Below are 13,065 nucleotides of genomic sequence, written 5' to 3' on the forward strand. Positions count from 1 at the left end.
GCGGGCGCGTGGGGGCTGGTCGCGCAGTTCCCCGCGCCCCTAAAAAACAGGGGCGTTGCTGCTGGTCGCGCCCGCGCGGCGCAGCCGCAAATCGATACAGCCCCGCGCCCCTAGGGGGTTGAATCTTGCGCCAGTTTCAAGGCGTAGGTGGGCCACCAATCGCCCGCCTTGGGGCCGCCCTTGCAGGTGCCGTCTGATTCTCCCGGGCGTTTGATCCACAAGTAGGCGTCCACCAAGGGGTCTGACGTCTTTGTGGTCGGGGTTTCGCCCAAGGATCGGCCCGGGGGGTTGCACCAGTTCTCGTCTGCGGCTCCGGCCGTATACGGTCCGTTGCCGTTGCGGCTGGTGTCGATGACGAAGTGTTTGTTGCCGACCTTCGACGCGAGTTGTTTGCCGTAGGCGATGGAGTCCTGGGTGGAGTAGAAGTTGGAGACGTTCACCGCGAAGCCGTCGGCCTTGGCGATGCCTGCTCGTTGGAGGGGCTGGTAGATCTCGTCCGGGTGGCCCCAGCCCGCGTTTCCGGCGTCCAGGTAGACCTTTGTGCTCTTGAGGGACTTGAGTTTGGTGATCGCGTAGTCGAGCAGGTCGTAGCGCTCCGCCTGGAATTGGGCGGGAGTGCAGCCGTCCACCAGGTGGAGGACGGCGTCCGGTTCCAGGATCACCGTCGCCGAGCGGTCCGCGATGCCCTGGGCCACCGCGTCGATCCAGGCGCGGTAGGTGTCGCCGTCGCCCGCGCCGCCCTGGGAGTACTGGCCGCAGTCGCGGTGCGGGATGTTGTAGAGGACGAGGAGCGCGGTGCGGCCGGCCTTGTCGGCTGCCTCGGTGAAGCCCTGGGCCTCCGCCTTCGGGTTCTCCGCGCCGATCCATTCGCCGGTCGGCTGTTCGGCGATCTTTCTGATCTGCTCGGCGTCGGCCGTCTTGCCCGCCTTGACGTAAGTGGCCACCTGCCGGGCCGCGTTGGTGTCCGGGTTGACCCAGATCGGGTCGGCTCCCTCGGGCTGTTGGGTGATCTTCGCTCCCGCGTCGGGTTTCTTGTCCCCGCCCCCCGAGGAGGAGCAGCCCGCGATCAACAACGCGGCTCCCAGGACCAGCGCCGACGCCCGTGTGCCGAAGGGGACCGAGGTCCCCTGGCTGCCGTACATCCAACTCCCCCTTGGCTGTACCGATCCAAGGCTCAATCGTGACATAGGTGGCGTGCCGCCCACGAGAACGCCCGGAGTGTTGTCGGCCAGCTGTTACACCCCGCCCCCGCTGGGTAGACGCTCGGCTCAGGGGTAGGGGAAGGCGGCCGTCATGCAGGACACCACCCGGGAGGGCCGGCTCGCCGCGGCGCTGGTGGAGGCCGCCGACACACTGACGGAGGCCTTCGACACCGGGGACTATCTACGGCGGCTGTCCGACCACTGCGTGGAGCTGCTGTCCGCGTGGGCGGCCGGGATCATGCTGATCGACGACGGTGCGGCGGTGTCGCTGGCCGCGAGCAGTCACCGGGAGGAGATCGCGCTCGAACTGCTGGCGGCCCAGCATGCCGGCGGGCCCTGTCTGGAGAGCTACGGCTCCGGGCGCCCTGTTCCGCCGGTGTCGATCCGCGTGGCCCATGCGGCCTCGCGCTGGCCGGAGTTCACCGAACGGGCCCTGCGGCACGGCATCGTGACGACCTTCGCGGTGCCGGTGCGCCGACGGGACGACCTGCTCGGCGCGCTCAACGTGTTCGTGCCGACGCTGCCCGATCACGCTCCGGACGGCGGGCGTTCGGAGCTGCTGGTGGCGCAGGCGCTCGCCGACGCCGCCGCCCTGGGCCTGCAGAACCATCGCACGTACTCCCAATTCCGTTCCCTGGCCGGGCAGTTACAGGAGGCGCTGTCGAGCCGGGTGCGGATCGAGCAGGCCAAGGGGATGCTCGCGGAGCGTTGGCAGGTCGGCACCGACGAGGCGTTCATCGCGTTGCGCCAGTACGCGCGGCGGCGCCGGCTGCCGCTGAACCTGGTCGCGCGGGCGGTGATCGAGCGGGGCATGGACGATGCCGAGCTGAGGACTCCGTAGAGAGGACTCCGTAGAACCGTGAACCACCTGTGCATATGACAGGGAGCTACCACTTCGGGACATGGCGTCATTCGCCCTCTAGGCCGGGCCGCTCATTCGTTCTAAAGTCTTTTCCAACGGCCCGAGCCCCCGGCCGGTTCACACCCTCCACCACTGTGTTTCCAGACCTCCCGCGCCGTCCGCCGGGTTACTCCCGCAGCCCGTGCGCGCGCGGTCGAGGACCAGCCCGGTCGGCGGCTTCGGGGGGAGCGGGTCGTCGGCCGGGCCAGGTGGCGTCATGGCGTCAGAGACCGGTGCCGGTGAGGTAGGCGGACACGACCACGTTCGCCGTGTAGCTGCGGCTGGCGCGGTCGAAGGTGCCGCCGCAGGTGATGAGTCGGAGTTCGGCGCGGCCCGACTGCCGGGTGCCGTAGGCCTGTTGGGCGTCGAAGTGGTCGCGGGTCAGGACGCGTACGTCGTCGACGGTGAACTCGGCGACCTTGCCGTCGTCGCGGATCACGCGGATGGTCCGGCCCGGGCGGAGGGTGCTGAGCTTGTAGAAGACGGCGGGCCGGGTCTCGGTGTCGACGTGCCCGACCATCAGCGCGGTGCCGGCGGCCCCGGGCCGCACTCCGCTCCCGTACCAGCCCACCACGCCCGGCTGGTCGAACGGCGGCGGGTCGATCGCGCCCTGTGCGTCGAGGGGGCGGGCCACGACCGGTGCCTGCACGGCCAGTTGGGGAATGTCGATGCGCTGCGGCAGCGCATTGCCCAACGGCTTTGCCGCGGGCGGCAGTTCGGCCTCCGGGGGCCGTCCGACGGCCGCCATGTCACCGGTCGCCGGCGCCGATATGCCCTGCCGTATGTCGGTGAGGTCCTGCCCCCACAGCCACAGCCCGAGCAGCAGCACGGCCCAGGCCACCCCGGTCAGCAGCCGTCCGGTGCCGGAGGAACGCGCGTGCTCGGTGGACCGGTCGTGATCGAACATGGCCGGTCAGTCCGCCGCCCTGCGGCTCCGGCGGGCGCTGCGCAGCGCCACGGCCGCCGCGGCGACACCGGCCAGCAGCAGACCGACCACCGCGTGCGCGGTACCGGGCCCGGCCGCATGCGCGTCCACGGCGGCCAGGTGCGCCGTACCGCCGCCGCCCGCATGGACGGGCGCGACCGGCGAGGCAGGGGCCGAGGGGGGTGCCGACGGCGACTGGGACGCGTCCGCTACGACCGTGATCGCGCCCTTCACCGTCACGCTCCCGCAGGTGATCTTCACGTCGTAGCTGCCCGGCTCCAGCGAGCTGCGGACCCGGGTCTCGCCGGCGAGGGTGCCGGCCGCGCCGACCAGCTTGGCGTCGGCGACGAACGCGGCCGACGCCGCCGAGCCCGTCGTACCGGCGCAGCCGCTGATCTTGAGCGCGACGTCGGCGCCGGGGGCCGGGGAGGCGGGGGTCACCGAGACATCGCCTCCGTCCGCCGCGTACGCCGTCGGGGTGCCGGTGAGCACCGCGAGGACCACCGCGGTTCCCGCACAGAGTGTGACTTTCAGTGAACCCATCGTGAACCTCCAGATATCTGGAGACTCCTCCTCACAGCGGACGCCCGCATCCTCAGCCGCGCCCGGCTGCTCCGTATGGGGGACGGCGCCGGAAGGTGCATAGCATGGTCACCTCACATGCCCGCGTACCGCAGGAGTGCCCACCCATGACAGAGCGCAAGCCCATCGAATCGTGGCTCACCGACATGGACGGGGTGCTGATGCACGAGGGCGTCCCCGTGCCCGGTGCGGACGCGTTCATCAAGAAACTGCGGGAGACGGGACGTCCGTTCCTGGTCCTCACCAACAACTCGATCTACACCGCGCGCGACCTGCACGCCCGGCTGAACCGGATCGGCCTCGACGTGCCGGTGGAGAACATCTGGACCTCGGCCCTGGCCACCGCCGCCTTCCTGGACAACCAGCACCCCGGCGGCACCGCCTATGTAATCGGCGAGGCCGGACTGACGACGGCACTGCACGACGCGGGGTACGTACTGACCGACTCCGACCCCGATTTCGTGATCCTCGGCGAGACCAGGACCTACTCCTTCGAGGCCCTGACCAAGGCGATCCGGCTGATCAACGACGGGGCCCGGTTCATCGCCACCAACCCCGACAACACCGGGCCCTCCCCCGAGGGCGCCCTCCCGGCGACCGGATCCGTGGCCGCGCTGATCACCAAGGCGACCGGCAAGGAGCCATACTTCGTCGGCAAGCCGAATCCGCTGATGATGCGGTCGGCGCTGAACACCATCGGGGCGCACTCGGAGACGAGCGCCATGATCGGCGACCGCATGGACACCGACGTCCTGGCCGGACTTGAGGCCGGCATGACGACCTTCCTCGTGCTGACCGGCCTGACGACCAAGGCCGACCTCGACCGCTACCCCTACCGGCCCACGAAGGTCGTGGACTCCATCGCGGACCTGGTCGATCTCGTCTGAAGGTCGTCATGCGAGCACTCCGGGCAACTGCCCCACGCCGTCCAGCACTTGGGTCGCCCCGGCCGCCCGCAGCGCGTCCGCGTCGTGTGCGCCGGTCAGGACACCGGCGACCACTCCCGCTCCGGCGCGGACCCCGCTGAGCATGTCGTACGAGGTGTCGCCGACGACGGCGAGTTGTCGTACGTCGTCCGCAACTGCCGTACGCAGGAAGGCGGTCAGCACCATGTCCGGGTACGGGCGCCCTCTGCCGCCCGCGTCGGCGGGGCACAGCGTGAGGTGCGCGAGGTCCTGCCAGCCGAGCGCGGCCAGGATCGCGTCCTGGGTGGGGCGCGCGAAGCCGGTCGTCAACACGACGGTTCGGCCTTGGGACTTGAGCAGCTCGATGGTCTCGCGGGCGCCGGGCAGGGCCGCGATCCGGCCGCCGTCGACGAGTTCCGCGTAAGCCGCTTCGAAGGCCTTGTTGGCCTCCTGGGCCCTGGTCTCCTCGCCGAACAGGTGCCGGAAGACGGAGATCTTGGACTCGCCCATGGTGGCGCGGACATGGTCGAGCATGGACGCAGGCTCTTCGCCCATGTGGCGGGCGGCGGCCGTGAACGCCTCCTCGACGAGGCCGCCGTCGGCGACGGTGGTGCCGGCCATGTCGAGGACGACAAGACGGATGTCGGGGGTCACGGGGGTCATGAGAGGTCTCACCAGTCCAGTTCGTTCGCGGTGGTTTCGGCGATGGCCGGGGAGCAGGTCATGCCGCGTCCGCCGGGCCCGGTGACCAACCACACGCCGTCGCGCACCTGTTGGCGGTGGACGACCCGGGCGGGGTCGGTGCACTGCGCGTACACGCCGGCCCAGCGGCGGCGGATCTTCGGGAGGGGGCGGCCGAGGAGCGACTCGACGGCCTCGGTGAGGTGGTCGTAGGGGTCCTCGGTGGTGTCGAAGGCGAAGGGGTGCTCGTACTCGTGGGTGTCGCCGATGGTCAGGCCGCCGTCGGCGCGCTGCACCATGAGGAGTTGCATGGCGTGCGCGAAGGCCGTCGGCAACTGGGGTTGTTCGGCGTTGAGTTGGTCCAGGGCCTGGCCTCGGTAGGCGGGGTAGTAGCGGAAGCTGTCCGCGTCGGCGACCGAGGTGGTGAGGGGTTCGCCGAGCGGGTCGGTCTGCATCATCTGCAACCGGACGCGGCGGACGGGCAGTTCGGGTCCGGCGAGTTCGCGGACGAGTCCGCCGAGCCAGGCGCCCGTGCACAGGATCACCGCGTCGGACGCGTGCACCTCCCCGTGGTCGTCGCGTACCGCGTGCTCGCCGACGACCTCGCGGACCTCGCGGCCCGGCAGGAAGGTGTAGTCCGGGGACTTCGACAGCTCGGCGCGCAGGGCGAGTTGGGCCGTGCGGGGCTCCACGGCCGCGTCGCGCTCGCAGTACAGGGCGGCGGTGAAGTCGCCGCGCAGGGCGGGGTTCACGGCCCGCGCCTCGGTGGGGGTGAGGAGCTTGTAGCCGCGGGCGGCGGAGTCCTCGCGGGCCACGGCGGCCTCGGCGACGGCGAGTTCACGGGCGCCCCGGACCGGGGTCAGCGACCCGTTGGCCCGGAAGCCGAGCCCGGGGACACGAGCGCCGAGCTCCTCCCACAACTCCCTTGCCCGCAGGGCGGATTCGAGTTCCTCGCCGCCCGCGCGGCCACTCACCCATATCTGCCCGAAGTTGCGCAGCGAAGCGCCGCGAGCCTCCGCCTCGCGCTCGATCTGTACGACCTCGTGGCCGCGTTCCACCGCTTGCCAGGCGTGCATGGTGCCCACCACGCCGCCTCCGACGACTGTCACTCTCACGACGGCCACGCTCCTCGGGATCCGGGAACCGGAAAGGTCCGGCTCCCTACGAGAGCGTGAACGACCGATCACTTTTGGGCTAGACCCGTTATCAACCCGTGACAATCATGGCGGGGTGGCATCCATGCCGTTCAGCCGCGGTGGTGCGTGGTGAAGGAGAAGCGGTCACCCCTGTACAAGCCCCGCACCCGTTCCAGCGGCTGCCCCTCCGTATCCCTCGACACACGGTGGATCAGCAGCATCGGCAGGGCGGGCGGGGTGCCGATGAGCAGGGCCTCGCGCGGGGTGGCGAGCACGGTCTCGATGCGTTCGTCGGCGTCGCCGAAGACGATGCCGCGGGCGCTGAGGTAGCCGTAGAAGGAGGAGTCGGGCTCGAAGTCCGTGTCCAGTTGCGGGACTCGGGCGACGGAGACATAGGTGCTTTCGAGGCCGACCCGTTCGTCGTCGGCGAGCAGGACGCGCTCCAGGTGCCAGACGGGTTCGCCGCGGGTCAGTCCGGTCTCGGCGGCGAGTGCGTCGGGGCAGGGGAAGCGGTCGAGGGCGACCAGGCTGCGGCCCGGGGTGCGCCCTTGTCGTCGTACGCCCTCGGTGTAGCTGGCCAGGGACAGCGGCTGCTCCAGCTTGGGGCCGGCGACGACCGTGCCGCGGCCCTGCCGGCGCAGCCTGCCTTCCAGCACCAGTTCGCGCAGCGCCTGCCGGACGGTCTCGCGGGCGACCTCGTACCGCTCGGAGAGGTCACGCTCGGTGGGGATCGGGCCGCCCTCCCCCAACTCGTCGACGAGCGCGGCGATTTGGGCCTTGACCGCGTAGTACTTGGGGATACGGCCGTGCTCCGGGATGCCGGAGCGGACGGGGGCGCCGGGGGCCTGGTCGTTCGGGTAGTCCACGCGGAGATCGTCGCAGAAGTGACCGGTCGCCCTATCGGCGCCTCCGGGTCAGCAGCAGGGCGCCGGTGGTGACGAGGAGGACGGACAGGGCGGCGAGGACGAGGTGTTCGGTGCCGAGTCCGGTGCGGGCGAGCTCGTCGGTGAGCGAGAGATCCTCGGCGGGGGGTGAGGTTGCGGCGGAAGGAGCGGGGGTGGCGGGGGCGGCTTCGGGGTCGGCGGGATCGACGTCGAAGCGGTAGTCGTTCGACTGGCCGACCCAGTCCCCGTCGTCGGCATGGCGTTGTACGACGGCCGCGTTGGCGGTGATCTCGTTCGGTCCGGCGTCCGGGGGGAGGGCGAGGCGCACCTTCACCGTGAGGGTCTTGCCGGGGTCGACGGTGAATCCCGGGAAACCGTCGTCGAAGGCGCCGACGAGTTCGGCCTCGTCGGTCCGGTCGAAGTGGACGGGGTGCGGGCGCGGGTGGGTGCCGTCGTAGAACTCCAGCCTGGGCTGGGACGGTTTCAGGGCGCGCTGTGCGTCGACGAGGACGACGACCGGGTGGATCCCGGTACAGCGGCGGGCGGTGGTGTTGGTGAGGTCGAGATACCAGGTGCCGTAGCCGCCGCCGGCCTCGTAGGAGTCGGGGCCGTCGTGGATGCGGGTGGCGAGGGGGAAGCCGCGGGCGTCCGGGGTGGCGCAGGCGGGGGTGGTGTCCGCCGCGTGGGCCGGGGTCGTCGCTGCGGGGAGGAGGAGGGCGGCTGCGGCGAGGCAGAGGGACAGGGGCGTGCGCAGTGGGATGCGCGGTGGGGTGCGCGGTCTCAGGGGCAGTCGCATAAGCACATGAGCGTGCCGGACGGGGGCTGTCGATCAGGGATGACGTGCCGAGCGCGGGTCGAGAATGCCTCGAACGGGCGCGGCGGGACCCCTGTCCGGCGGAAGTGTCACAGATCTGGCGAAAGTGTCACACTTTCCGGACCACCTACCCGTCCGCCCGCCCGAACAGCGGCCCCAGCAGCAACTGCGCCGCCCCCTCCGCGACGCCCCGCACCCCGCCGGGGGCCACCCGTACCGGTACGGCGGCCTCGCGTGCGCCCTCGCGCCGGGCGCGTTCGCCGAGGACGGCGGCGACGCCGTGGACGAAGGGCTCCGGGTCGGCGGCGACGGTACGGCCGCCCAGCAGCACGAGGTCGATGTCGAGCAGGCCCACGAGGTTCGCGGCGCCCGCACCGAGCACCCGCGCTGCCTCATCAAGGTCCCCGCGCGCTACGGCGGCCAGGCACAGGGCCTCGATACAGCCCCGGTTGCCGCAGTCGCAGGGCGGCCCGTCCAGCTGAATGACCTGATGCCCGAACTCCCCGGCCTCGGTCCGCGCTCCCCGGTGCACACCGCCGCCGATCACCAGCCCGGCGCCGAGCCCGGTCCCGAGATGCAGATAGGCGAAGGCCCCGCCCTCCCCGCCGACGGCCAGCCCGAGCGCGGCGGCGTTCGTGTCCTTGTCGACGACGACGGGCACCCTGAGCCGCCGGGCGAGCGCGTCCCGCAGGGGGAACCCGTCCCATTCCGGGAATCCGGTGACCCGGTGCAGGACACCGTGGATGTGGTCGAGCGGGCCGGGCAGCGCCACGCCCACGCCGAGCAGGTGACCGGTGACGGCGAGCGGGGCGGACGCGGAGCGCCCGTCCGCCGAACCGGCGGCCTCCGGCACCCCGGTCCCGGCGACCAGTTCCTCGCCCTCCCGACCCACCGTCCCGGCGACCAGCTCCTCGACCTCCCGCCCCACCGCCTCCACGACGACCCCGGACCCGGCCCCCAGATCCAGCGCGGCGCCCCGCTCCCCGACCACCGTCCCGGTGAGATCCACGAGCACCACCCGCAGCTCGTCCCGGTCCAGGTGCACCCCGACCGCGTGTCCGGCCTCCGGTACCAGGCGCAGGACCGTACGCGGCTTGCCGCCGGTGGAGGCGCGGCGGCCGGCCTCCGTGGCGAGGCCCGAGTCCCGCAGCCGGGCCGTGATCTTGCTGACGGCCTGGGGGGTGAGCCCGGTGCGCTCGGCGAGTTCGAGGCGGCTGATCCCGTCCGGGCCGGCCGTCCGCAGCAGGTCGAGGACCAGCGCGGTGTTGTGGCTGCGCAGGGCGAGCAGATTCGCGCCCACCGCCCCCGTAGCCGCCCCCGTACCCGCCACCTTCGCCGTCCCTGTAGTCGTCCCGGTTCCACTCCCGGTCCCGCCCCGCGCGCTGTTGTTCACACCCCCATTGTCCCCACCACTTGCACTTTGGCAACAGCGTTGCCAAAGTGGAGGGCATGACTGGACGCACCACTCGCACACCCCTCCGCGTCGGCCTCGTCGGTTACGGCCTCGCGGGCTCCGTCTTCCACGCCCCGCTGATCGCCGCCACCGAGGGCCTCGCCCTCGACACGGTCGTCACCTCGAACCCGGAGCGGCAGGACCAGGCCCGCGCGGAGTTCCCGGACGTCCGTGTCGCCGCGTCACCGGACGAACTTTTCGACCGCGCCGCCGACGACCTGGACCTGATCGTCATCGCGTCCCCGAACAAGACGCACGTCCCGCTCGCGACCACCGCCCTGAAGGCAGGCCTCCCGGTCGTCGTGGACAAGCCGATCGCCGGCACGGCAGCCGAGGCCCGCGAGCTGGCGGCCCTCGCCGAGGAACACAGCCTCCTCCTCTCCGTCTTCCAGAACCGCCGCTGGGACAACGACTTCCTGACCCTCCGCAAGCTCCTGACCGAAGGCGAGCTGGGCGACGTCTGGCGCTTCGAGTCCCGTTTCGAGCGCTGGCGCCCACAGCCCAAGGGCGGCTGGCGCGAGTCCGGCGACCCGGCAGAGATCGGAGGTCTCCTCTACGACCTCGGCAGTCACGTGGTGGACCAGGCGCTGGCCCTCTTCGGCCCCGCGGCCTCGGTGTACGCCGAGTCGGACATCCGCCGCCCGGGCGCGGAGGCGGACGACGACACGTTCATCGCGCTGACCCACACGAACGACGTCCGCTCGCACCTGTACGTCTCCGCGACGACGGCCCAACTCGGCCCGCGTTTCCGGGTGTTGGGCTCCAAGGCGGGCTACGTGAAGTACGGCCTCGACCCCCAGGAGGCGGACCTGCGCGACGGCAAGCGCCCGGACACGGCGGACAGTTGGGGCCAGGAACCCGAGTCGCTCTACGGCCGTGTCGGCGCCGGAGAGTCCCCCCTCACCGGCGGTGGCCGCCCCGAACCGACCCTCCCCGGCGACTACCCCGCGTACTACGCGGCCGTCGCCGCCGCCCTCCGTGACGGCGCCCCCAACCCGGTGACCGCCCTGGAGGCGGCCGCCGCCCTCGACGTACTGGAAGCCGCGCGCCGCAGCGCCCGCGACGGAGTGACGGTGACCCTGTGACCCAGCACAAGCCCGCGATCACCCAGCGGATCGCCCCCGAGATCACCCCAACGGTCGAGGAACTCGAAGCGCAGGAACGGCACTTGGTGTTCCAGCACTTCACCTACGACGACGCCTGGGCACTGGGTTCGCTCCTCGTGGAACTGGCCCGGGAGCGCCAGGCCCCGGTCGCCATCGACATCCGCCGCGCCGGTCAGCAGCTGTTCCACGCGGCGCTGCCGGGTTCGGCTCCCGACAACGACGCGTGGATCGACCGCAAGCGCAAGGTGGTCGAGCGCTTCGGCGCGGCCTCCTACCTGGTCGGCACCCGCTTCCGCGCCAAGGGCAGCACCTTCGAGGAGTCCTCCCGCCTCGACCCGGACGAGTACGCGGCCCACGGCGGCTCGTTCCCGATCAGGGTCGAGGGCGTGGGCGTGATCGGCACGGTGACGGTGAGCGGGCTGCCGCAGTTGCAGGACCACCGGTTCGTGGTGGCGGCGCTGGAGCAGTTCCTGGACGACGAACGACGGGATTAAGCGGGGCCCGGCTCCGGTTGGCACTGTCCACAGGTACAGACGGCCGGACAGCGGAAGGAACAGCAGCGATGAGCAGCGATACGCCGAAGAGGCTGAGGGAAACGGTCGGGCGGTACGGTATCTGGAGCGTGGGCCTGCGCACCGAGGATCCGGCCCGGCGCGGTGAACTCGCCGAGGCGGCAGCCGAGTTGGAGCAACTCGGTTACGGCGCCGTCTGGTTGGGCGGCAGCAGCGCCGCCCAGCACGCCGTACCGCTCATCGAGGCGACCTCGACGCTCGCCGTCGGCACCAGTATCCAGAGCATCTGGCAGTACGACGCGGCCGAAAGCGCCGCGGGCTTCGCGGAGTTGGAAGCGGCCCACCCCGGCCGCTTCCTGCTCGGCCTGGGGGTGAGCCACGCCAAGCTGGCGGACCAGTACCGCCGCCCGTACTCGGCACTCGTGACCTACCTGGACGCCCTGGACGCCGCCGGAGTCCCCGCCGACCGCCGCCTCCTGGCCGCCCTCGGCCCGAAGACCCTGGAGCTGGCCCGCGACCGCTCGGCCGGCTCGATCCCGTACCTGGTCACCCCCGACCACACGGCCAAGGCCCGCGCCATTCTCGGCGAAACCCCGCTGCTGGCGCCGGAGTTGAAGGTGGTCCTGGAAACGGACCCGACCCGAGCGCGCGCCCTGGCCCGCGACTACCTGGCCATGTACCTGACCCTCCCCAACTACACCAACAACTTCCTCCGCAACGGCTTCACGGAGTCCGACCTGGCGGATGGCGGCAGCGACCACTTGGTGGACGCGGTGTTCGCATGGGGCGACGAGTCCTCAATCCGCGCGAGGATCGACACCTTCCTGGCGGCGGGTGCGGACCACGTGGCGCTCCAGGTGGTCGACGGGGCCGCACGCGAGTCCCTCCCCCGCGAGGCTTGGCGCAAGCTCGCCTCTCTATTGGCGTAGAGGTCATGCCCTAAGGGGCGCGGGGCTGTATCGATTTGCGGCTCCGCCGCGTGGGCGCGACCAGCCACAACGGCCGCGCACCCGCAAAACAACAAGCAGCCCCCACCCCTTAGGCGTCCTTGAACTCCTGCCGCTGCTTGCCCAACCCCGCGATCTCCAGCTCAACAACATCCCCGGCCCGCAAGAACGGCTTCGGCTCAGGCTGCCCAAGAGCAACCCCCGCAGGCGTACCGGTGTTGATGACGTCCCCGGGATACAAGGTCATGAACTGGCTGACATACCGCACCACTTCAGCCACCGGGAAGATCTGCTCGGCGGTCGTGCCGTCCTGCTTCAACTCCCCGTTCACCCACAGCCGTAGCGACAAAGCCTGCGGGTCCGGCACCTCGTCCGCCGTCACCAGCCACGGTCCCAGCGGGTTGAACGTCTCGCAGTTCTTGCCCTTGTCCCAGGTCCCGCCCCGCTCGATCTGGAACTCCCGCTCGGACACGTCGTGCGCGACCGCGTACCCGGCGACATGCGCGAGCGCCTCCTCGTGGGAGTCCAGATAGCGGGCCGTGCGGCCGATGACGACGGCGAGTTCGACCTCCCAGTCGGTCTTCACCGAACCACGGGGGACGAGCACCGTGTCGTAGGGCCCGACGACCGTGTCCGCCGCCTTGAAGAAGATGACCGGCTCGGCGGGCGGCTCGGCGCCGGTCTCGCGGGCGTGGTCGTGGTAGTTCAGCCCGATGCACACGACCTTGCCGATCCGTGCCAGCGGCGGCCCGACCCGCAGCCCGTCGGCGTCCAGCGCGGGCAGCTCCCCGGCGTCGGCCGCGGCCCGGATCCGGCCCAGTGCGGCGGTGTCGGCGAGCAGCGGCCCGTCGATGTCCGGGACGATGCCGGACAGGTCCCGCAGGGTCCCCTCGGCGTCGAGCAGCGCGGGCCGCTCCGCCCCTGCCGTACCGACTCGCAGCAGCTTCATGTTCACCATCTCCATCGATCGCGGACGGTCGACCGATGGGTGCAGCCATCGGAGGACTGGTCGATCCT

At 71.3% G+C, this 13,065-nt stretch carries 14 protein-coding genes; 5 read left to right on the forward strand and 9 right to left on the reverse strand.

Translation table 11 applies throughout. The features are described from left to right. Positions 1-110 precede the first annotated feature (110 nt). Positions 111-1,142: a glycoside hydrolase family 6 protein gene (locus AB0I69_RS29915; protein ID WP_363098822.1), complete on the reverse strand. Its 1,032-nt coding sequence runs from the start codon at positions 1,140-1,142 to the stop codon at positions 111-113. 151 nt (positions 1,143-1,293) lie between these two features. On the opposite strand from AB0I69_RS29915, the gene AB0I69_RS29920 reads away from it, so the two are divergent. After that, a complete protein-coding gene (locus AB0I69_RS29920) occupies positions 1,294-2,043 on the forward strand; it encodes a GAF and ANTAR domain-containing protein (protein WP_363098823.1) in 750 nt (249 codons plus the stop codon). Positions 2,044-2,326: 283 nt separating this feature from the next. Here AB0I69_RS29920 and AB0I69_RS29925 read toward each other — a convergent pair whose 3' ends face one another. Beyond that, complete coding sequence (locus AB0I69_RS29925) at positions 2,327-3,010, reverse strand: class F sortase (protein ID WP_363098824.1); 684 nt, start codon at positions 3,008-3,010, stop codon at positions 2,327-2,329. Between the two features lie 6 nt (positions 3,011-3,016). Next, on the reverse strand, positions 3,017-3,571 hold the full coding sequence (locus tag AB0I69_RS29930) for a hypothetical protein (protein ID WP_363098825.1): 555 nt from the start codon (positions 3,569-3,571) through the stop codon (positions 3,017-3,019). 146 nt (positions 3,572-3,717) lie between these two features. On the opposite strand from AB0I69_RS29930, the gene AB0I69_RS29935 reads away from it, so the two are divergent. Further along, the gene (locus tag AB0I69_RS29935) at positions 3,718-4,497 is read left to right on the forward strand and encodes an HAD-IIA family hydrolase (RefSeq protein WP_363098826.1); all 780 of its coding nucleotides are present in this window, start codon (positions 3,718-3,720) and stop codon (positions 4,495-4,497) included. 6 nt (positions 4,498-4,503) lie between these two features. Here the strand turns inward: AB0I69_RS29935 and AB0I69_RS29940 are convergent, their stop codons facing one another. The 5 genes from AB0I69_RS29940 to AB0I69_RS29960 form a co-directional block, all read right to left on the reverse strand. Continuing rightward, complete coding sequence (locus AB0I69_RS29940; protein ID WP_363098827.1) at positions 4,504-5,178, reverse strand: phosphonatase-like hydrolase; 675 nt, start codon at positions 5,176-5,178, stop codon at positions 4,504-4,506. Between the two features lie 8 nt (positions 5,179-5,186). After that, positions 5,187-6,311 (reverse strand): TIGR03364 family FAD-dependent oxidoreductase, encoded by a 1,125-nt coding sequence (locus tag AB0I69_RS29945; RefSeq protein ID WP_363098828.1) that lies wholly within the window; start codon positions 6,309-6,311, stop codon positions 5,187-5,189. 131 nt (positions 6,312-6,442) lie between these two features. After that, positions 6,443-7,198 carry a GntR family transcriptional regulator gene (locus AB0I69_RS29950; protein ID WP_363098829.1) on the reverse strand — a complete coding sequence of 252 codons (756 nt, stop codon included), beginning with the start codon at positions 7,196-7,198 and terminating at the stop codon, positions 6,443-6,445. Between the two features lie 31 nt (positions 7,199-7,229). Continuing rightward, a complete protein-coding gene (locus AB0I69_RS29955) occupies positions 7,230-8,012 on the reverse strand; it encodes an LPXTG cell wall anchor domain-containing protein (protein WP_363098830.1) in 783 nt (260 codons plus the stop codon). Between the two features lie 145 nt (positions 8,013-8,157). After that, positions 8,158-9,330: an ROK family transcriptional regulator gene (locus AB0I69_RS29960; RefSeq protein ID WP_363098928.1), complete on the reverse strand. Its 1,173-nt coding sequence runs from the start codon at positions 9,328-9,330 to the stop codon at positions 8,158-8,160. A 149-nt stretch (positions 9,331-9,479) separates the two neighbouring features. On the opposite strand from AB0I69_RS29960, the gene AB0I69_RS29965 reads away from it, so the two are divergent. From AB0I69_RS29965 to AB0I69_RS29975, 3 genes are all read left to right on the forward strand, one after another. Then, positions 9,480-10,568 (forward strand): Gfo/Idh/MocA family oxidoreductase, encoded by a 1,089-nt coding sequence (locus AB0I69_RS29965; RefSeq protein ID WP_363098831.1) that lies wholly within the window; start codon positions 9,480-9,482, stop codon positions 10,566-10,568. Further along, entirely contained in the window at positions 10,565-11,083 is a 519-nt protein-coding gene (locus AB0I69_RS29970; RefSeq protein ID WP_363098832.1) for a heme-degrading domain-containing protein, read from the forward strand. Before AB0I69_RS29965 ends, AB0I69_RS29970 begins: the two co-directional genes overlap by 4 nt. Before the next feature lie 68 nt (positions 11,084-11,151). Next, positions 11,152-12,030 carry an LLM class F420-dependent oxidoreductase gene (locus AB0I69_RS29975; RefSeq protein ID WP_363098833.1) on the forward strand — a complete coding sequence of 293 codons (879 nt, stop codon included), beginning with the start codon at positions 11,152-11,154 and terminating at the stop codon, positions 12,028-12,030. Between the two features lie 109 nt (positions 12,031-12,139). Here the strand turns inward: AB0I69_RS29975 and AB0I69_RS29980 are convergent, their stop codons facing one another. Further along, the gene (locus AB0I69_RS29980) at positions 12,140-12,997 is read right to left on the reverse strand and encodes a fumarylacetoacetate hydrolase family protein (protein WP_363098834.1); all 858 of its coding nucleotides are present in this window, start codon (positions 12,995-12,997) and stop codon (positions 12,140-12,142) included. Positions 12,998-13,065 lie beyond the last annotated feature (68 nt).

Origin of the sequence: Streptomyces sp. NPDC050508 (assembly GCF_040655155.1) — a bacterium.
In the GTDB taxonomy this organism is placed as follows: Bacteria; Actinomycetota; Actinomycetes; order Streptomycetales; family Streptomycetaceae; genus Streptomyces.

Coding starts and splice junctions, on each gene's coding strand:
- AB0I69_RS29930 (WP_363098825.1), bottom strand. CDS start 3,571: ATGGGTTCACTGAAAGTCACACTCTGTGCGGGAACCGCGGTGGTCCTC.
- AB0I69_RS29980 (WP_363098834.1), bottom strand. CDS start 12,997: ATGAAGCTGCTGCGAGTCGGTACGGCAGGGGCGGAGCGGCCCGCGCTG.
- AB0I69_RS29925 (WP_363098824.1), bottom strand. CDS start 3,010: ATGTTCGATCACGACCGGTCCACCGAGCACGCGCGTTCCTCCGGCACC.
- AB0I69_RS29965 (WP_363098831.1), top strand. CDS start 9,480: ATGACTGGACGCACCACTCGCACACCCCTCCGCGTCGGCCTCGTCGGT.
- AB0I69_RS29920 (WP_363098823.1), top strand. CDS start 1,294: ATGCAGGACACCACCCGGGAGGGCCGGCTCGCCGCGGCGCTGGTGGAG.
- AB0I69_RS29940 (WP_363098827.1), bottom strand. CDS start 5,178: ATGACCCCCGTGACCCCCGACATCCGTCTTGTCGTCCTCGACATGGCC.
- AB0I69_RS29975 (WP_363098833.1), top strand. CDS start 11,152: ATGAGCAGCGATACGCCGAAGAGGCTGAGGGAAACGGTCGGGCGGTAC.
- AB0I69_RS29915 (WP_363098822.1), bottom strand. CDS start 1,142: ATGTACGGCAGCCAGGGGACCTCGGTCCCCTTCGGCACACGGGCGTCG.
- AB0I69_RS29935 (WP_363098826.1), top strand. CDS start 3,718: ATGACAGAGCGCAAGCCCATCGAATCGTGGCTCACCGACATGGACGGG.
- AB0I69_RS29955 (WP_363098830.1), bottom strand. CDS start 8,012: ATGCGACTGCCCCTGAGACCGCGCACCCCACCGCGCATCCCACTGCGC.